Here is a 19047-nt window from a genome sequence, read left to right as displayed (position 1 = left end):
AAAGATACGTAGGTACACGAGTATACGCGTTATGTAAACCAGTAAAACTTAAAGCGAAATGTGGTTTTGCAGCTCTTCCAAGCTCATTTCTTCCGCGCTTCCCTCGGAAACCACCGCCCCGCGGCTCATGAAATAGTAGTAATCCGTGACAGGGCTGGCGAAATCGATCTTTTGTTCGACGAGCAACACCGAAATACCCCTCTCCCGAGCCAAAGTCCTCAAAATCTGCCCGATCTCCTGCGAAATGGAGGGCTGAATGCCTTCCGTAGGCTCGTCGAGCAGCAGTAACGACGGCCTTCCTGTGAGCGCACGGGCAATGGCGAGTTGCTGCTGCTGACCGCCGCTGAGGTTGCCCCCCAGGCGGTTACGGAAATCTTTCAGGATCGGAAATAAGGTATAAATCTCGTCTTCGGGAATCTTAGCTTTCCTGTCGGATACCGCTTCCAGGCCTAGTTTGAGATTTTCGTAGACGGTTAGCTTCGGAATTATCTCCCTTCCCTGCGGCACGTAGGCAATGCCCATTCTCGACTTTTTGAATACAGGCAGTTTCGTGACCGCTTCGCCATTGTATTCGATCGTTCCGTCTTTCGGCGGCACAATGCCCATGATGGTTTTGAGCAAAGTGGTCTTTCCAACCCCATTACGGCCCATTACCGTGGTGACGGTTCCCTTTTTCACTTCCAGCGACGTGCCCCAAAGGATCGTGCTTTGCCCGTAAGCGGATGTCAGCGAACTGACTTTCAGGATCGGTGCGTTCATTTTTCAGAAATTTTCAAGTTGAACATTTGCCCTGCCCAGGTAGCTGTCGATTACGCGTTGGTCGTTACGTACCTCGTCAAAAGTGCCTTCCATGAGCAACTTCCCGCGCACGAGCACAGTCACCAGGTCCTGCGCGATCTGCTCTACGAATTTCATATCGTGCTCTATCACGATAATGGCGTGCTGCCGGGCCAATTGCAGCAGCAGTTCGCCGGTCTTCTCCGTTTCTTCGTCCGACATCCCGGCCGCCGGCTCGTCGATCAGCATCAGCTTCGGATCTTGCAATACGACGATCGCGATTTCCAGCCACTGTTTCTGGCCGTGTGAAAGCTCCCCCGCAACTTTTCCCAGGGATTTCTGCAAACCCACTTTCAATGCCACTTCATGAATGCGGTCGTCCATTTCCTGATTAGGCTTGAAAAACAGCGACGCGAAAATGCCCTTGTTCATTTTGAAAGCGAGCAGCATATTGTCGTACACCGTCAGGCTGGGGAATATAGAAGGCTTCTGAAACTTCCGGCCAATGCCCATGTCGGCGATCCGCACCTCGCTTTTGCCCAATACCGAATGGCCATCGAAATGGACTTCGCCGGTGTCCGCTTTGGTTTTGCCGCACAGAATGTCCAGGTACGTCGATTTGCCCGCGCCATTGGGACCGATGATCACCCGCAGTTCACGGTCCAGCAAATTGAACCGGCTCAGGTTCAATGCATGCACGCCCCCGAAAGAGACGGATAAGTTCTTCACTGTCAACAGCATGATAATGGCAGTTTTGGTTTAACAACTAATACACCAGCCGGCTTACGACTGCATTACTTCGTGACCTGCTGGCTGAGGGCTGGGCTTACGTTTGCTTCCAAGCTTTGCTACCACCGTTTCCAGCATCCCGAGCAGTCCTTTATCAAAATACAATACCGTGGTAACGAACAGGAAACCGAGTATAAACAGCCAGGAGTCGGGGAAAAGACTCGTGCAAATGCTGTACAGGAAATTCACGATCAGCGAGCCTAAGATAGCCCCCTTTAATTTCCCCCTACCGCCGATCGCCACCCACATCACCATTTCAACGGATGCTCTCACATCCATTCTTCCCGGCGTGATAATGCCTGTTTGCGGCACATAGAGCATCCCGGCAACGGCTGCAAGCAGCGCCGCTACGATGAATATCGCCAGTTTGTAATGCATGACGCGGTAGGCCGTGTAGCTCGTCCGGGATTCGCTGTCGCGGATAGCTTGCAATACCTTGCCAAACTTGGAGTCGACGAGTTTTCTGCTGAACCAGAAAGCGATGCCCAGCGTGAGCAGCGAGACCACGTATAATCCCAGTTTCACACCTGGCGTGGAAAGACTTAGCCCCAGCAGCGTTTTGAAATCCGTCAGGCCGTTGGTCCCGCCCAGCATGGTTTCGTTGCGCAGGAAAATGAGCCACATTGCCAGTGCCAGCGCCTGCGTAATGATAGCCATGTACACCCCGCGGATGCGGCTCCGGAAAATGAAATACCCGAAAACCAATGCGAATGCGGCGGGAATGAGCAGTCCCAGTGCAAGCGAGAGCCCAAAAGACTGAAATGGCACCCAGAAAAACGGCAGCGTTTCCACCTGGTTCCAGGCCATGAAGTCGGGCATCGGAATGCCGTTGGCACCCGAGGCCGTCGCGCCTTTGAGCACAATGTGCATGGCTATGCTATACCCTCCCAGGCAGAAGAAAAAGGCCTGGCACATAGAAAGAATGCCGGTATAGCCCCAAATGAGGTCCACGCCCAGCGCGACGATGGCAAAACAGAAGTAGCGTCCCCAGAGCGAAATGGTATTGCCCGATACGAAACCCAACACATTTCCCAGCGGCAAAATGATCAGGAACAATGCGATACCGCATGCATACAACCCGAAATCCTTTTTATTTCCCATAATCGATGTGAGATAATATTGGTTTCCCTTCAAAATTGACAGGTCAATCCTCGGCGATCCGCCCCTTGTCGGGGAAGAGCCCGCGGGGTTTGAATTGCAGGAAGACCACGATGAGCGCCAAAATGAGCACTTTTCCATAAACAGCCTCGTAGAACGATTCCAGGACCTTGGTCAGAAAACCGATCCCCAGGCCCGACACAATAGCCCCGGCGATCTTGCCCACGCCACCCGTTACCACTACGAGAAACGAATCGACAATGTAGGTCTGACCCATATCCGGCACGACGTTGCCGATCAGCGTCATCGCGCACCCGGCAAGACCTGCCAATCCGGAGCCCAAAAAGAATGTGATCGCGTCCACACGGCGCGTCTCCACACCCAGGCACGCGCTCATGGTGCGGTTCTGCGTGACCGCACGAATGCGGATACCCAGGCGGCTGCGGTAGAGCATCAGGTAGGTAAGCGACACCACCACTGCTGTTAATCCAATGATAAACAACCGGTTATACGGCAACACCAAATGCGGCATCAGTTGCCATCCGCCTGCCAGAAATGCGGGTGCTTTTACCGCCGTGAGGTCCCCGAAAATGCTTCGGGCAGCTTGTACCATGATCAGGCTGACGCCCCAGGTAGCCAGCAGGCTTTCCAGCGGCCGGGCATACAAATGCCTGATCACCAGCCTTTCCAGCACCAGTCCAAATGCGCCCGCCACGATAAATGACGCCGGGATCGAAACCCAGAAATACAGGTCGGAGTTAACGCCGAGGGTATCGATAACAAGCGATTGCATGCAATAGGTCGTATAGGCCCCGATCATCAGAAACTCGCCGTGCGCCATATTGATAATCCCCGCCAGTCCGTAAACAATCGCCAGGCCGAGCGCGATCAGGATGAGAATACTACCGAGACTAATGCCGCTAAACAGGTTTTGCGCCTTCTCGATACGCCCTTGAAGGCTTTCAAGGGACTTTACCTTCTCCGCAGCATATGCCCGCGCCGACACGACATTCCCTTCTTCCGCATATTTTTTGAGGATTAACCCTACGTTTTCTCCCCAGTTTTGATCCAGGCTGTCGATGTATGCCTTTGCCTCGGGTTCGGAAAATGCTTCATCCAATTTCAGCTGAAAAAGCACTTCTTTTCCGGCCGTAAGCGCACCGGCGTCGGCCTCCTGCCGCAATGCTTTTGCAAGGATCGCGATTTTCCCCGTGTCCTGCGCGCTTACGAGCTGACCGTACGCCATGATCCGCTTTTGGGGATCATGGCTGGTCAAATTCAGATAGGGCAAAACAACGTTGAGTATAAGTCTTTCGGATCTGCTGATCTCCACTTTTTGCAGCCGGTCGGCCGGCAGCTTGTCCGCCGCCTCCTTGTTTTGCGGATAGAGGTAAAAGACCGTAAAAACCTCTTTTCCGCCGGAATTTTCCGCCTCGCCCGTGGTTACGGGTTTGCCGTCCAGCATATAAAGCTTCTTGTCATTAATCGCCGCGAGCAGCGGGAAAGTTGCCGGGTCCTTCTGCGCGGCCAGGTACCGGAGTGCCTGGCTGCGGGCCGTGTCATTCGGCGGGCTCAGCACAGCCGCAACCTGAATGGAAATGCTGTCTGCCTGCTGTGCGAACGCTCCGCCGCCGATTCCGATGGACAAAAGGATCACCAGCCACACCTTTTGAATGCAGTTCATAACCATGGATGTTAAATGCGGCCGCGATGGCCGCTGTGGGACAGATGCCTACTTACTTGCTACGGTATACGTTCCACCGTGACCCACGTGATCGCAGTCTTTGTCAGGGGAAGTCAACTTGGACCAGGGCTCCGGATTCACCAGGCCGGTAGATTGCCAGATGATATCGAATTGGCCGTCGGGCTTGATCTCTCCGATCATTACCGGCTTGGCCAGGTGGTGGTTTTTCATATCCATTTTAACCAGACCATCCGGCGAAGCAAATTCAAGTCCGTACAATGCGGGGCGCACTTTGGACACCTCAAACGAACCTGCTTTTTCGGCCGCCTTCGCCCACAGATACACGCCTGTGTAAGCCCAGCAGATCGGATCGTCGGTCACCCTTTTATCGCCGCCGGGGAGATTGTTTTTCTTGCAGAATGCACGGAAATCTTCGACAAACTTCTTGTTTTCAGGCGATTCCTTAGATTGGAAATAATTCCATGCGGCAAGGTGCCCCACCAGGAATTCGGTATCCGTTGCGCGCAGCTCGTCTTCCGCCACCGAGAATGCCATAATGGGGCAAGTGGCTGCCGAAAGTCCCTGATTGGCGAATTCTTTGTAGAAAGGCACATTCGAGTCGCCGTTGATCGTCGAAAGTACGCATGCCTTGCCACCTGCCGCGAACTGTTTCACTTTGGAAACGATCGTTTGGTAATCTTGGTGGTGAAATGGCGTGTATTCCTCCACAATATTCTCCTTGGGAACGCCTTTCGAGAGCAAAAACGCTTTCAAGATTTTGTTGGCTGTTCTGGGGAAAACATAGTCGGTACCCAGCAAATAAAACTTCTTGTACCCTCCCCCTTCTTCGCTCATCATGTATTCCGCGGCCGGGATCAGTTGCTGGTTCGGGGTAGCGCCCGTGTAAATCACGCTGGTAGAGCATTCCTCGCCCTCGTATTGCACGGGATAGAAAAGCAGGCCGTTATTTTCCTCGAAAACCGGCAGTACCGATTTGCGCGAAACGGACGTCCAGCAGCCGAAAACCGCGGATACCTTTTTATCCAGCAACAATTCTTTCGATTTTTCCGCAAAAAGGTCCCAGTCCGACGCCGGGTCCACGATTACCGGCTCGATCTGCTTACCGAGCACGCCGCCTTTTGCATTGATTTCGTCGATAGCCATTTGCACGACGTCTTTCAGAGAAACTTCCGAAATCGCCATCGTTCCGCTCAGCGAATGCAGGATACCCACCTTCACGGTCTCCTTTTTGCTTTCCTGGTTACTTCCTGAACCAGAGCCGCCGCAAGCCGCCAGTGCGAGCACCAGCACAACCATCCATACTACCTGGCAATACATTTTGAATGTTTTCATCGGTCAATTTTAATAGTGATATGAGTGAAAATTAAGATCAAGAGAAACCCTTCCAAATACGCCGAAACGGATCAAAATAGGAAAAACTGTACTTGCAACCAAACCTGGCCGTAGGTCTTCGAGCTGTACGCACCACCCGCGTCGGCCACGTTATGCTTGCGCGCTACATAGGAAAGACGAAGATTGGTGGCGCTTCCATTAAAGAAATAGTTCACCCCGCCGCCGTAAACGCTGCTTGATTTGGCTTTGTCGAAATTGTCGATCAGCTCCGAGCCCACCTGTTCTTTGGTTGCCGAGATATTCTGATTCTCGTAACGCACCCAGGGCTGGATTCGTGATTTTTTGAAATAATAGCCCAGTTCGAGGAACTGCACGGTTTGCTTGGGGATCTGGCGGGCAAAAGTGTATTTCGAATTGACATTGGTACCGCCCGTCATGTATTGAAATGCGGCATTCAGGGTCACAGAGCCCGCTTCTCCGGCCTTTTTATCGATGAAAAGGTCTGTACCTACGTTATAATAAGAGCCCTGCGTATCGAAACCTGCGCCCCAGGCGATGGTATTGCCTGCGCCGAGCTTGGTACCGGCATAGTAGTAATCTTTTTCGGGATCCAGGAAGTTATAAGCAACGCGCCCCACTATACGTAACGGCGCCTGACCGTCGAGATTCCTGCCCGTAAACAAACCCAGCCGGTATTCCAGCTTGTCTTTTAAAAGAAACCCTCTCGCATTCACACCCAGATCGCGGCCGAAGTTGCCTTGTAGCGGGCTGTTGGCGAAAAGGTTATAGGGATATTGAAAATACGTGAAATCGTTGGCCATCAACCCTGCTGCGCCTTGCAAGCCGTTGCGGTTGCTCGAAACCAGCTGCATACCGGCAATGAGCTGGAATGCATTTGAGAAAGCGTACTCGTACTGGCAGTCGAGCAGGATCGGCGCCACTTTTACATTCTTGGTGCTATCGCCGAGCTGGATTCCGATCGGCGACGGGAGGTCCGTCTCCATGAAAAAGCTCCCTTTCCTGGAAAGCTGCCCGCCCACGAGCACCCGCGCCCGGTAAAGCGAAAACCCTTTGTTCCAGTCACTTGCCTTGTCGGCAACATTGCCTCCAAAACCCGATTGCTCGGCAGAAGCGAACATATGCACGATCGCACCCACGTGGATAGACGGCTTGAAATTGTCCTCTGCTTTTTCGGCCGTCCTCACCGAATCCTTTGGCGCCAGATAACCGGGAAGCTCGCGCAGGACGCGCACTTTACGGGCAGTCTTCCGGTCCCGGGCATCCGGACCGCCATCGGCCAGCGCGATGCCCTGGCAAAGCATCAGCAACAAACCTGCATTCAGGAAAAGTCTTTTCATGATGGTCGTCGATTTAGTTACGTAAGTAATTTAATTCAAATTTACGATAGTATTACGTACGTACAAATCTTCAACCTAATTTCTTGAAAAGTTCATAGTATACTGTTGAATTTTAATAAAATAGAGCAAAACCTCGACCAAAAGCTGCACATTGTACATATTACCCTGCTGGACATTACCTACGTACAACAAGATATGGGACGCCGAACCGAGCTATGTGCGAAAGTGAACCATATTATCATTTGCCATTGGAATAAAGCGAGTACACCTTGCTTGCAATCACCCATTTATCGCCTATTCTGAGCAGATTGATGTAGTCGGCGTAAGTCCTGTCGGGGTAGTAGAGTTCAATTTTTGCCTGCGCAGCACTTCCCGCAATATCGACGTAAATGATTTTGCCTGTGCAGTTCATTTTTTTCCCGGGCGTGAATTTGCCTATATATTCAGGGAGAGTCCAGATAACAAGGTTCCCTGTTTCGTCATTACGGAACCGGAGATCGGCCTGCCTGTGAAATGCGCTCGCCAGCCGAGCCGTATCCCCATTATTTCTTCCTTCGATATAGTTATTAAGGGTAATACGGATCAATCCTTCGTCTGCCCGTTTTTCTTGTGCGAAAAGAGTGCCCGAAACTGCAATCAAACAAAATGTAAAAAACGTGTTTTTCATAGTATCCATGTATTGAGTTAATGTTCCTTGTATTGAGTTAATGTTCCTTTGTCATCAAGTGGATCAGATAAGGCTTTGACGGAGTTTCCGCCGACTTCCGACTCGGCAAGCTTGCCGGTGTTTATGGTGTCAGCTTTTATGATTTTCCTGCTTTTAAAATCACTTCAACCGGCTATGTTTCGCGGTAGCCGTAAACCCATTCTTTTTGTCATACCAGACAATAAACATTATCCACATCGCCAGTAATATCGCAATTGCGAAGAGCTCTGCTTCATGCAGGCCGTTTCTGAAAAAGTTGTTGAGGGAATGGACGCCGGCGACAGCCAGAAGGGAAGCCGTTTTATCATATACTTTTCCGATGCCCCAACTTCCAAGGAAAATGATCCCGAAGAAAATGAGGTTACTTGTGTTTAAATCAAAATTCAAATGCCAGCTAAACCAAAGAATTGCGATGAGGGTGATAGAATAAATCTTCGGCAGCAGTTTTAGTTGCTGCTGCAAAAATCCGCGCCACCCGATCTCTTCCAACAATCCATATACTAAAACGGTGAACATTAATACAATAGGAAACCGGCCATTATGCAAGTAATAAACGGAAGCGGTGAATGCGGCCGGCAAGGCCCAGTATAGGGCAAAAGGCAGCATAAAGCTGTTGTAAATTCCCTTCAAAGAAAGGCGGGAAGGAATTTGAAATACGGCGAAAGACACAACGGCGCCAACCGCCGGTCCGATACCGCGTAACAGGATTTTCAGGTACTCGTCGTTTACCTGTTCCAATAAGGCGGTCTTGACGGCCGCAAACCTGAAAGCAACCGCAATAACGTAGAATAAAACAATCGCCCGGATATTGATCTTGCCTTTCATAAAATAGTCCGAAATGAATCCCCGAAGCTATGAGAAAGAAAGGAGAATAAAATTGACTTTGGGTAAGTTCTAACGTTCTGTAACCCTTTTCCTGATGCGGCTTAAACTTTCTGCCGTCAGGCCCAGGTAAGAGGCGATGACCTTAAGCGGGGTGCGTTGAAATATTTCCGGGCGCTCCGCGACCAGCCGGAGATAACGTTCTTCGGGATCCTGGGTCAAAAGGTTGATCTGCTCTCGCTGCTTTCTTACAAATAAAATTTCGGCGACTGCCTTACCGATCCGTAGCCCGGTTTTATTTGCCGCATAAAGCGCATTTAAATCGGCATGGCAGACAGACCATAGGACAGTGTCTTCCAATGCCTCGGTTTTAATCACAGTGGGCTGCTGGTTCAAAAACGAAAGATAGTCGCTCATAAAATTATGCTCGTATAGCAGGTTGATGCATACATCCCTGTTGCCGTTCCACACAAACAGGCCAGCAGAGCCCTTCACAATGATATTCAGGTATTTCTCTATCGCATTGTAATCCTTGATGATCTCCGATTTGGAGAATTTTCGAACCTGGATTTTCTCCGAAAACCCCTTCCATATTTTCATATCCGCCTTATAGTAAGGCGCAAATACTTTTTCGATGGCGTCAGCAGATGGATGATAGTCGGCATTCATTCGAAAAACACGCTGTGAATTTGGTAGCGTCGTAAAAGTAAGGAAATGCCAAGACACCCCAATCCACAATAAGAACATGAAAGCAGTGGCTGCGTACCAAAGCAGATCCGACTGTCATAAAAAATGAACGCCGAACTGAGAGTCCGGCGTTCATTTTACGCACTTTATCAATACCCTGGATTCTGAATCAGCTTGCTATTCTTATTCATTTCATCCAGCTTAATGGGCAGGAAGTAATTTCTGTCCACCCATTTACGTTCCTGCACTTCAATGATCTTGTAAGTTGGTTTTGCAGCGGTTGTTTTGTCGGGATTTAGCTTGTAGGTTGGTTCGACGCCCCGTGCATTCGAATAAACCTGGGAAGCGATCATCCAACGACGGACATCGAAAAACCGCTGCTCTTCGTAAGCCATTTCAATGCGGCGCTCATTCTGGTAACGTTTCATCAGCGCTGCGCCGGTTTCGGTAATATCAGGCATGGCGGCACGTTTGCGGATCATGTTCAGGTACTTTTTAGCCTCGGCTTCTTCGCCCAGGTTGAGGCATGCTTCCGCATAGTTCAGCAAAATCTCTGTATACCTGATAAATCTCCAGGGCACCTCAGACCTGAAAAACTGGGCATCCACTGCCGGATCCATAAACTTTTTCAGATAATACCCTGAATAGGTCCCGTTCCAGTCTTCGATAGGGCCTTTCCGGGTATCAAGCCCGGCCACTACTTCCACTTTTGAAGTAGTCGGGTTCCATTTTTCCCAATAGCCTGTTTGAATAATCCCTTTCGGATCTTTGTCGATCACGTCGGCCGGGCGTTGTCTCCATGGTGCGCCTTCGTATAAAATATCGGAATAGAAACGTGAATCGCGCCCTACGTACGGATCTGCGGCATGCGCCGGGTTCGACCACGAGAATTTGGTACCGTCCTTCATTTCGTAGTCATCCGCCAGCTGGCCAAGCGGCGTATTTCCTCCCCAGTTGTGATAGCCATTAGGGCCATTGGAACGTCCCGGCCATGCGCCGTCGTTATCCAGTTTCGCCAGGAAGAAACGCACGTGAATGTCCTCCGGTGATTGTTTCGATACAAACATATCTGCCCTGTTTTTGGAGGCTTCGGCCAATGTAGCCGGGTTCGGCGCGTTGAGGCTATAAATGTTCAGGTCCATAACGGCCTTTGCAGCGGCCTTGGCCGCTCTCCACCTCGCAGCCCTGTCACCGCCTTTGTAACCGATTAGCTCCGGATTGGCATATCCGGCCGCCCAGGTCGGATTGGCGTACAAATCACTGGCTGCATACAAAAGCGTACGTGCTTTAAGTGCCAGGGCAGCTCCCTTGGTGGCGCGGCCCGCGTTGGCGGCAGACTGCGTCAGAGGGAGCAGCGCAGCGGCTTTATCACATTCATCCGCAATGAATTTGATACACTCTTCATAGGTATTCCGAGGCATGGAATATTCTTCGCCGAGGCCGTATGCCTGGGTCACCAGCGGCACGCCACCATAAACGGATACCAGATTGTGATACAGGTAAGCCCGTACAAAATGCTCCTCACCCATATACATGTTCTTGGTAGCAGCATCCAGCATGGTAGCGCTTTCAATTTTACTGAAAAACAGGTTGGTTGCACGGATATTTTTATAAACATTGTCCCACACGAAATATCCGGCCCGGTCGTAAGCCCAGTCGTTGATATCACTGGCATTAATAAGGCCTTTGGTTACGTTTACAACAGGTCCCCAAACAGCCATGGACTCATCGCTGTAAGTAGAGAACATCACGTTGTTGAAGCCGTGGCCCAGCCCCCGGTAGGTGTTATTGATGAACGTTTGGATCAGCGCCGGATCACTCCAAACCGCGGTCTCCGAAAACTGGTCCTGCGGCTGCTTGTCAAGAAAATCCTGGTTACAGGAAGTCAAATTGCCAAAGCTGAACGCAACTGTTAAAAAAGCTACAATCTTTTTCATATATAATGTCTTAAAAAGTCAACGATAAACCGCCATTTACGACCCTGGAAAGCGGGTAGTTGATACCGCCCGTGTTGTTATCCTCAGGATCGAATCCTTTCAGGCCCGGGCAGTAGGTAGCCAGGTTGTTTCCATTCACATACAAGCGAACGTTCTGCAAGCCAAGACGGTTGGCAAGTCCCATCGGGAGGGTGTAACCAAATTCCAGGTTTTTCAGCCTGATGTAGTTGGTATTGAAAAGCAGGTGCGTGTTCCGCTGTGATCTCCAATACTCATCACTTCTGTTACTCGCACGCGGTTTGGAACCGTTGATGTTTTCGGGAGTCCAGCGATCATCAAAATCTTCTTTCCAGTAGTTTCCGAAATCACCGCTTTCCAGAGAGAGGTAACGAAGTGCACCGGTAGCGGCCTGAAACAGGATAGAAAGGTCGAAGCCCTTGTAGCTCAGGTTGGCACCAATGCCGCCCTGAAAGCGGGGCACATCCGTTTTGTAGTTGCGGACACGGTCACTCGCATCGATTTTGCCATCGTTGTTCACGTCCTGAAAAATTACGTCTCCCGGACGCGCACCTCCCCAGTGCGGATACGCATCCACGGCAGCCTGGTCTTTGAAGATTCCGATTGCCTGATAGTACAGGTCACGGTCCGGATCGAATGGCGCATTGGGATCGCTGGGCTTGGTGGGGAGCGGATGCCCGGTAACCTGTTGGTAGTCGGGGCGTCCCGGTGTTTCGTCAATGAAGTTTACCTTATTGATCGCATACCCGCCGTTCACAAACACCGTGTATTTCAGGTCCTTCACATCGCCGCGATACGACACATTGAAATCAAACCCTTTGTTCGACGTCTTTCCGATGTTTTCGCTTGGAAGGGTCAAACCCGTTGAAGTAGGCACGGAAGCATTCCTTTTCCAGAGCAATCCCGAACGACGGTAATCAAATACGTCGAAAGTAATATTGATCCGGTCATTCAACAAGCTTGCATCGAAACCGATATCTCCCTGGCTGGCTACTTCCCATGTCACGTTCGGGTTGGGGATACGGGTTTCTCCCAATGTTTTATTTTCAATATTGGTACCGAACACCATGTTTTGGTTCTGGAAACCATAGGTCCCAAGATATTGCCATTCTTCGATACGGTCGTTACCGGTTTGTCCCCACGAAGCGCGAAGTTTGAACTGATTGATAAAGCTCACATTGTTTTTCCAGAAGCCCTCTTCCGAAACGCGCCATCCCGCGGACACGCCCGGGAAAAACCCGAAACGTTTTGCTTTGGGGAAGATGTAGGACCCATCGACCCTCCATACAAACTCCATCAGGTATTTCTCCTTGTAGCTGTAATTGACACGTCCGAAGTAGTTCAGCCTTGCACTTTGGTAGGCCGTTCCGGCATTGTCCTTCTCGGCATCCCCGCCTGCATTGAGCTGATCGAGGGAAGTCGATACGAAATAACGGCGGAAGGCATTGAACTTGTCGCCATTACCGGTTCTCTTTTCAGTACCCACCAGGAACTTCACCATGTGATTGGTACCTATGGCTTTATCGTAATTAAGATAGCCATTCAGCAAAATATCCTGCTTGTCTTCCGTATATTGGGTAAGGTTAGGATCACCTACCCCTTTCTTTCCGCGCACCAGTATGGGCTGTCCGCTCGCATCGCGGCTGGTCCCGTCCCAGGAATTGAGATACCAGGGAGTCTGAAAACGCTTTCTGAAATTGAACCCTTTATCGACCCCGGCGTTACCGGTGAATGAAAGTCCTTCAATCCATGGAATTTTGACATTCAATTGTAATGTACTGTTCAGAACATACCATTTATCACGGTCGTATCCGGTTTGGTTGGTACTCACCACAACAGGGTTATTTCCGTACTCGATATCCGGCCCGGTAGCGCCGTTTGGCCAGTAGGCGGGCATATTCGGCTTACCCCTCATCACCATCCACAGTATATCTCCCGCTGAGCGCGTAGGATAGTTTTTATCTTCCATGCGGCCCGATACGTCGAAACGCAGACTGATATTCTTGGTGATGGTCGCATCCAGGTTCGTTCTGAAATCATGCTGCGTGTACTTGGTCGCACTGTTCTTGTAATATCCGTCCTGGGTTTTGGTGCCCAGGGAAACAAAATAGCGCACAGCCTCGCCGCCGCCTGATACAGTAGCGTTATAAAAGTGCTGACCCGACCAATTTTTGTAGATTTCATCGAACCAGTCCGTATTCGGATATTTCCATGGGTCCGAACCATCGGCAAACTTGGCAATATCCTCGGAAGTATACCGCGGCGGGCGATTTCTATACAGATCCACCTCGTTCAACGCTTGCGCATACTCCGATGCGTTCGTCATTTTAGGTAGAATGGTAGGCTGGCTGAAACCCTGGTTGGCATTGAAGGTAATGGTAGGTTTTCCTGTTTTACCGCGTTTGGTGGTGATCAGAATAACTCCGTTTGCGGCCTGAGCGCCATAAATCGCAGCAGAAGCATCTTTCAAAACGGAAATCGTTTCGATGCTATTGGGGTCAATGCGATCCAGTGAACGACCTGGAATACCATCCACCACCACAAGGGCATCGTTGTTACCCAGTGTGTTCATCCCACGGATACGGATCGTAGATCCATCTTGTCCGGGCTCGCCGCTTCGTGAAACCAATGTTACCCCCGGCAGACGTCCGGCAAGGCTGTTGCTCACGTTGACCGCCGGAGATTTTACGACCTCGGACCCTTTCACCGTTGTGACGGACCCGGTCAATGTCTCCTTCTTCTGCTCTCCATATCCCACTACAATCACCTCACTGAGCGCCTGCGAATCACCCACCAGCGTCACATCAATGGAGGTCCTTGTGCCTACCGCGACTTCCTGCTTAACAAAACCCACGTAACTATATACGAGGATGGCTTCTGCATTGGGAACTGCGATCGTATATTCTCCGGAGGCATCCGTGGTTGTACCTGTGTTTGTCCCTTTTACAAGGATACTTACACCTGGCAGCGGGGTTCCGTTTTCCTCGGTAACCTTTCCCTTCACAGTAACGTCTGCTTGCAAAAGGGCTGTTTTCACTCCGGGCAGGCCGGATGCCATAAGCGGCAGGGGCTGGCTTACGCCGAGCGCCATCATAGCCAGGCACACACCTGCGGGTGGGTATAGCCGTTTTAGGTAAAGCGTTTTGGTCATAAATTTCAATTAATACATGGTTTAGAATACCGTCATTTCAATTGGGGCATAGGAAGTCTTCCCGACCAAAAAAATCGGTCGTTGCCTTAAATGGAGTTTAGATACTGTTAGCTTTTTTTAGTCATAGGCGAAGATTTATGAAACAGGGATAGATAAATACGATGGAAAACAAATCATGGTGATAGGGAGGAATGTGAGAGATTAGTGGATAATTGAAATGGGTAAGCAACATCATCAGAAGTGAAAAATTTTTACTAAAAATTCAAAACCATGATACGGGATATATTGAAGCTACTCCCACCATCGAAGGAATTAAAATCATCCAAAACACCGCTTTAAGACTCATATTACGGCCTCTTCAAGCAGTTTAAGGGATTCAAAAAAATATCTTCCCTGTTTCTTGTCGGAGATATTGGCTTATCGGATAGACATAAATTAACGTTCTCAATCTTTTCCGCCGACAAGTGGAGCAAGTGCACAGAATAACTGATTTTTCAGCACAATTTTAAAGTGAAATAGCACCAATAATGTTTCAATATTTGATTTATTCTGACTGCATTTTGATATTTTAAACAATTAAAGACAATTATATAGAAAAATATTACCAAACATAATATTCAATGATAATTTGTTATTTCTCATAATGCAGCAACCAGATATTTCCAGCATCCTAGAATTCTAAATACCGAAATGAGGTATAAGCAATGGTTTATTAAACTACTTGGAAAAGCTTGTGATATAAAATATCCATAGGATAACATAGGCGTAAGAAAGCAATCCCCGTTTTCCAACCTGTTCTTAAAATACGTCGATCATTTTTTCAACTATTTCCCTATTTTCAACCAGAACGAAGGAAAAAACATAACCATTTGATATTTACATACGTACACCTATCAATCGACGAATACCGCATTCGTCTTCACAATTGCCCTCATTCATCTAAATAATTTGGCTATTGGTCGAAAATGAATTCAATAATCTGATCTAAACTTTCAGGGTCAATATGAAATTGCTATAATTGAGGGCGATTAATCGTATAGATTAAGCGTTGTAGTAAGATATTGCTTAATCCCCTCCCGACTATCGGGGGGATGATTTTTTTGTCATCCCAAACAGAAAACGGTTGCCCGGAGAAATAAATTGGCCGGAGTAAATCCCCGGCCAAGATTAACTACTACATCTAAAAATGGAGCTCGGATAATAGCCGAAATCCCAGGTTATCTTATACGCGATTCACGTCTATGGGTCACGCACTTCCCGTGGTCGAGCTGAATGCAAACCATTCAAACCTTCTTACTTTTCATTTACTGTTTAAATAGCTTGATAACCTTGCTTGCGCCTTCCATGCGCAGCCTGATTACATGCAGGCCAGGTCTCAGCGCGTGACCGACAAGGGCTCCGTCTTTTCCCTCGCCGCTTTCTACTTTCCTGCCTACCGAATCATAGATTTCATAATTGAAATCGGAAGATGCTCTGATCTGGAAAAGTCGGGAAGAAGGATTGGGATAAGCCGTTGCACTTGGCTCAAATTCTACCGATTCCGGACTTGCCAACCGGGAAGCGCTTCCGGTACTTACCTGTTCGAGCCGGAATTGCTGGTTGGTTGCATTGTTACAGGCCCATTGCTGGATAAGGGCGCCATCAGCTGTGGAAGCAGCTGCTACGTCGAGACATTTACCGCTATGCCGCGCCTTGACCTGGTAGTAACCGTCTCCTGAATCAATCAACTGAAACTGCTGGTTGGTGCCTGCGCCGGCTGTCCACTGCTGCACTTTCGCGCCGTCATCCTGGGAAAACCCACTGATGTCCAGATTCTTGCCACTATGAACCGCCTTCAAAGTATAGTACCCGCTTCCGTCGGCCGTTACTACCCAATGCTGGTTGGAGCCGCCATTGCCAGGCCACTGATCTACCTGCGCGCCATCGGCGGTTGACGCGCCGACGACGTCCACCAGCAGATTGCTGTGTCTTGCGATAACCCGGTAAGTTGCTCCGGAAATAACCGAGGCCGAATTTTGTATATCTCCGTAAATAATTCCCCGGCCGGTCCCTCCCAGGTACAACCTGCCGTACACGCGCGGATCACCCGTAATGGTAGTAACCGTGCCGTACTGGTGCTGGGCATCGTTTATACGCGTCCAGCTCGCCCCGCCGTCGTCCGAACGGTAGAAGCCGGAGGTGCCGCTCACGGTACCGACGATAAAGACCGCCGGATAGGTTTTCCCCGGAGCTGCTTTTCCGAATGAAACTGCCGTAGCATTTTGTGCGCTGCCCACCTGGGTAAAACTGGTGCCTGAGTTGGTAGAACGATACACCCCATTCGGATTGGCAAGCCAGATGTCGCCTTCCGAACCGAAAACGGTCCGGATCCTGGTTAACCATGCCTGATAATCCGGGACAGCCGGTAGTCCGGTGGCTTGTATCGAAAAGGAAGATCCCCCGTTGGTACTCACCCAAATCCTGCCATTCACAGGGTCGTATGCATAGAATTTCTGAGAATTCACCCGGTCGGATATGGGCTTTAAGTTGGCTGGCACACCGCCGCAGGCCGTCCATGACGTTCCGCGGTTGGTAGAAAAATACATAGCGGAGGCGCCTTCGGGGGCCCACACAAGCCTGTTGCCGTCGGCGGAAACTGCGATATTGCCACCACCGGTCACTCCGGCAGGTACGCTGGCAAAGGACGTCCAGGTACTGCCGCCGTCGGTAGAATAGGAGCCGTATTTGCCGCCGGCATTGTTATAGGTACGAGCCATAAAACCGGGAACGCCCTGCGCAAAATCGATACTGAGGCTGGTGCCATACTGAGGCGATAAACGACCGGCCGACGGCGAAGCATCCAGGTTGTCGTGTTTGAAACCGTCAATGTCACCCAGCGCGCTCAAAAGCGGAGCACCGGCAGGCGGGCTGATCAGTTCCAGGGCCGCGGTTTCTTCCAAGCCCTTGTTTTGAAATATCCAGTTGGTCGGGCTTGCACCGAGATTATTCGAATTGTAGACCCCATAACCGGTTACAAACCAGGCATTAGCGGCGTTGAATGGATCGATCTCCACATCACCCAACCAGTGAGGATTCATGGTAGCTGCATACGGAGCCAAAGAATGATCCCAAGTCGCATTGGTCAACAGGGCGGTCCAGTTGCTGCCACCATCTGTCGTGCGGTAAACCTCATCGCGCGGCCACCAGCGGTCCAAAGTACTTACGATTACGTGATTGGCATTCTGAGCGTCGACGGAAATGCCCCCGTAGCCGCCCTGCCCGGACGGTGGGGATATGTTTGTCCAGGTATTCCCGGCTGGATTCAGCTTCCATACGGCCCCGGCGCCCACGTTATTCGGGCCATTGGCGTCGGAATAGGACAGGTAAATAATGCCATTAGAAGCCCGCGCCGCCTGATGAGGCATCAGATTGGTCGGCTGGCCTGATACTGCCGCCCAGGTAGCTCCGCCGTCCGTGCTCTTGTACAGGTTCGTGCCTGTCTGCATGACGCCCACGTAAATCGTTTTCGTAGCTGTACCGGATGAACTACTGCTTTTATCAAAAAGTACGAATGCAATTCCCCCGGAACCAACCGGACTGGAACTGACCGGAAAGCTGCTGACTTTACTCCATGTAGATCCATAGTTGGTGCTCTTCCAGAGCCCGTCTGTGCTGGAACCCAGGAAAAGGGTGCTCCCCAGGTTCGGGTCTACTTGCAGGCGTTCACCGGCCGAGCGCCCGTTTTCGTTCCCTCCGAGCTTAATTGATAGGCTATTGCGTGTCCAAGTCGCACCTTTGTCGGTAGAGGCATAGACGGCACCTGCTGCGCCCCACGACTGCGTGTAAAGGCCCGTTGCCATATACACCCGATTCGGATTGGAGGGATCGGTAGCCATACTAACCACGCCGAATTCGTCCCCCGAAGCGAAGCTGTCGGAAAGCGGGATCCAGACTTTGTTGGCGGCATCCCATCGATAGGCCCCTCCTATGTCTGTGCGTGCGTACACCAGGTTCTGCTGTGTAGGGCTATAAATAATACCCGTCACAAACCCGCCGCCCAGCATCTGAACGTTTTTCCATTTGTAGGTCTGAGCAAGCGACGTGCTTGCCGAAAGGAATGTCAGCCAGCAGCAGACCAATAATATCCATTTCATATCCAATCCGGTTGCTCCTTTTCCAACATTATTTTGATTCACATCGCGCCCCCATTTTGGTGACCGCGGGAATTTCCCGTACGGGCCGTGATTTGGGATCGGCTGGTAGCTGTGTGTTGGTTTCATTGCGTAGGTTTTGTCCATATTGCATGTGTTTAAGTGATTGCTGAAATTGCTCAGATGAACCGCCGCTTTGGCTTCATATCTCCGCTCCCAAGTCACAAAGTCAGGAGGTCGGCTTGCTCGCACTCAGATAGATTAGCACAATAACAGGGATTCATTGCATCAAAGGTAGATCGCCAACGGACTATGCATGGGTACGAAATAGTCCAAATGAAGGGGGCAAAAAGTCCAGAATAGTATTAAATAGCCAAAAAATGGCAAAAAATCAACCTACTCCGGCTGAGTTGCCTTCAAAAAACGGCGTGGCGAAAGCATCCGCCCGCCGCGCCGTCTCAGATAAGAACGGCGATGGCAGGTTTCGTTTGCAGCAAAATAAACAGGGGTAACCAGCGCGAGAGAAGGGTGGTTTGT

The 19047-nt window shown here is 50.4% G+C and carries 13 protein-coding genes; 1 reads left to right on the top strand and 12 read right to left on the bottom strand.

Annotation, left to right across the window (positions count from 1 at the left end; genetic code table 11):
* Positions 1-48: 48 nt before the first annotated feature.
* The 12 genes from urtE to J2Y43_RS20425 all read right to left on the bottom strand — a co-directional run bounded on the left by urtE (position 49) and on the right by J2Y43_RS20425 (position 18657).
* Positions 49-759 carry an urea ABC transporter ATP-binding subunit UrtE gene (gene urtE, locus J2Y43_RS20480; protein WP_309986522.1) on the bottom strand — a complete coding sequence of 237 codons (711 nt, stop codon included), beginning with the start codon at positions 757-759 and terminating at the stop codon, positions 49-51.
* 3 nt (positions 760-762) lie between these two features.
* A complete protein-coding gene (gene urtD / locus J2Y43_RS20475) occupies positions 763-1518 on the bottom strand; it encodes an urea ABC transporter ATP-binding protein UrtD (RefSeq protein WP_309986519.1) in 756 nt (251 codons plus the stop codon).
* 42 nt (positions 1519-1560) lie between these two features.
* Positions 1561-2667, bottom strand: coding sequence for an urea ABC transporter permease subunit UrtC (gene urtC, locus J2Y43_RS20470; RefSeq protein ID WP_309986516.1), 1107 nt, complete (start codon positions 2665-2667; stop codon positions 1561-1563).
* A 43-nt stretch (positions 2668-2710) separates the two neighbouring features.
* The gene (gene urtB / locus J2Y43_RS20465; protein ID WP_309986513.1) at positions 2711-4348 is read right to left on the bottom strand and encodes an urea ABC transporter permease subunit UrtB; all 1638 of its coding nucleotides are present in this window, start codon (positions 4346-4348) and stop codon (positions 2711-2713) included.
* 48 nt (positions 4349-4396) lie between these two features.
* Positions 4397-5701: an urea ABC transporter substrate-binding protein gene (urtA, locus tag J2Y43_RS20460; RefSeq protein ID WP_309986510.1), complete on the bottom strand. Its 1305-nt coding sequence runs from the start codon at positions 5699-5701 to the stop codon at positions 4397-4399.
* A gap of 71 nt (positions 5702-5772) precedes the next feature.
* Positions 5773-7059, bottom strand: a complete 1287-nt coding sequence (locus J2Y43_RS20455) for a hypothetical protein (protein ID WP_309986508.1) — start codon at positions 7057-7059, stop codon at positions 5773-5775.
* A 238-nt stretch (positions 7060-7297) separates the two neighbouring features.
* Positions 7298-7726: a nuclear transport factor 2 family protein gene (locus J2Y43_RS20450; RefSeq protein ID WP_309986505.1), complete on the bottom strand. Its 429-nt coding sequence runs from the start codon at positions 7724-7726 to the stop codon at positions 7298-7300.
* A 159-nt stretch (positions 7727-7885) separates the two neighbouring features.
* Positions 7886-8590 carry a CPBP family intramembrane glutamic endopeptidase gene (locus tag J2Y43_RS20445; protein ID WP_309986501.1) on the bottom strand — a complete coding sequence of 235 codons (705 nt, stop codon included), beginning with the start codon at positions 8588-8590 and terminating at the stop codon, positions 7886-7888.
* Between the two features lie 69 nt (positions 8591-8659).
* Positions 8660-9256: a Crp/Fnr family transcriptional regulator gene (locus tag J2Y43_RS20440; protein WP_309986498.1), complete on the bottom strand. Its 597-nt coding sequence runs from the start codon at positions 9254-9256 to the stop codon at positions 8660-8662.
* 167 nt (positions 9257-9423) lie between these two features.
* Positions 9424-11211 (bottom strand): RagB/SusD family nutrient uptake outer membrane protein, encoded by a 1788-nt coding sequence (locus J2Y43_RS20435; RefSeq protein WP_309986495.1) that lies wholly within the window; start codon positions 11209-11211, stop codon positions 9424-9426.
* Positions 11212-11221: 10 nt separating this feature from the next.
* Positions 11222-14380: a TonB-dependent receptor gene (locus tag J2Y43_RS20430; RefSeq protein ID WP_309986492.1), complete on the bottom strand. Its 3159-nt coding sequence runs from the start codon at positions 14378-14380 to the stop codon at positions 11222-11224.
* A gap of 1304 nt (positions 14381-15684) precedes the next feature.
* Positions 15685-18657, bottom strand: coding sequence for an RICIN domain-containing protein (locus J2Y43_RS20425; protein ID WP_309986489.1), 2973 nt, complete (start codon positions 18655-18657; stop codon positions 15685-15687).
* A 233-nt stretch (positions 18658-18890) separates the two neighbouring features.
* Between J2Y43_RS20425 and J2Y43_RS20420 the strand changes: the two genes are divergently transcribed.
* Complete coding sequence (locus tag J2Y43_RS20420) at positions 18891-19022, top strand: hypothetical protein (protein ID WP_309986486.1); 132 nt, start codon at positions 18891-18893, stop codon at positions 19020-19022.
* Positions 19023-19047: the final 25 nt, after the last annotated feature.

It is taken from the genome of Dyadobacter sp. BE31 (assembly GCF_031457695.1).
In the GTDB taxonomy this organism is placed as follows: domain Bacteria; phylum Bacteroidota; class Bacteroidia; order Cytophagales; family Spirosomataceae; genus Dyadobacter.
This window is presented reverse-complemented; position numbering and strand designations above follow the sequence as displayed.

Coding starts and splice junctions, on each gene's coding strand:
- urtE (WP_309986522.1), bottom strand. CDS start 759: ATGAACGCACCGATCCTGAAAGTCAGTTCGCTGACATCCGCTTACGGG.
- urtB (WP_309986513.1), bottom strand. CDS start 4,348: ATGAACTGCATTCAAAAGGTGTGGCTGGTGATCCTTTTGTCCATCGGA.
- J2Y43_RS20420 (WP_309986486.1), top strand. CDS start 18,891: ATGGCAAAAAATCAACCTACTCCGGCTGAGTTGCCTTCAAAAAACGGC.
- urtA (WP_309986510.1), bottom strand. CDS start 5,701: ATGAAAACATTCAAAATGTATTGCCAGGTAGTATGGATGGTTGTGCTG.
- J2Y43_RS20430 (WP_309986492.1), bottom strand. CDS start 14,380: ATGACCAAAACGCTTTACCTAAAACGGCTATACCCACCCGCAGGTGTG.
- J2Y43_RS20425 (WP_309986489.1), bottom strand. CDS start 18,657: ATGGACAAAACCTACGCAATGAAACCAACACACAGCTACCAGCCGATC.
- J2Y43_RS20445 (WP_309986501.1), bottom strand. CDS start 8,590: ATGAAAGGCAAGATCAATATCCGGGCGATTGTTTTATTCTACGTTATT.
- urtD (WP_309986519.1), bottom strand. CDS start 1,518: ATGCTGTTGACAGTGAAGAACTTATCCGTCTCTTTCGGGGGCGTGCAT.
- urtC (WP_309986516.1), bottom strand. CDS start 2,667: ATGGGAAATAAAAAGGATTTCGGGTTGTATGCATGCGGTATCGCATTG.
- J2Y43_RS20455 (WP_309986508.1), bottom strand. CDS start 7,059: ATGAAAAGACTTTTCCTGAATGCAGGTTTGTTGCTGATGCTTTGCCAG.
- J2Y43_RS20450 (WP_309986505.1), bottom strand. CDS start 7,726: ATGAAAAACACGTTTTTTACATTTTGTTTGATTGCAGTTTCGGGCACT.
- J2Y43_RS20435 (WP_309986495.1), bottom strand. CDS start 11,211: ATGAAAAAGATTGTAGCTTTTTTAACAGTTGCGTTCAGCTTTGGCAAT.
- J2Y43_RS20440 (WP_309986498.1), bottom strand. CDS start 9,256: ATGAATGCCGACTATCATCCATCTGCTGACGCCATCGAAAAAGTATTT.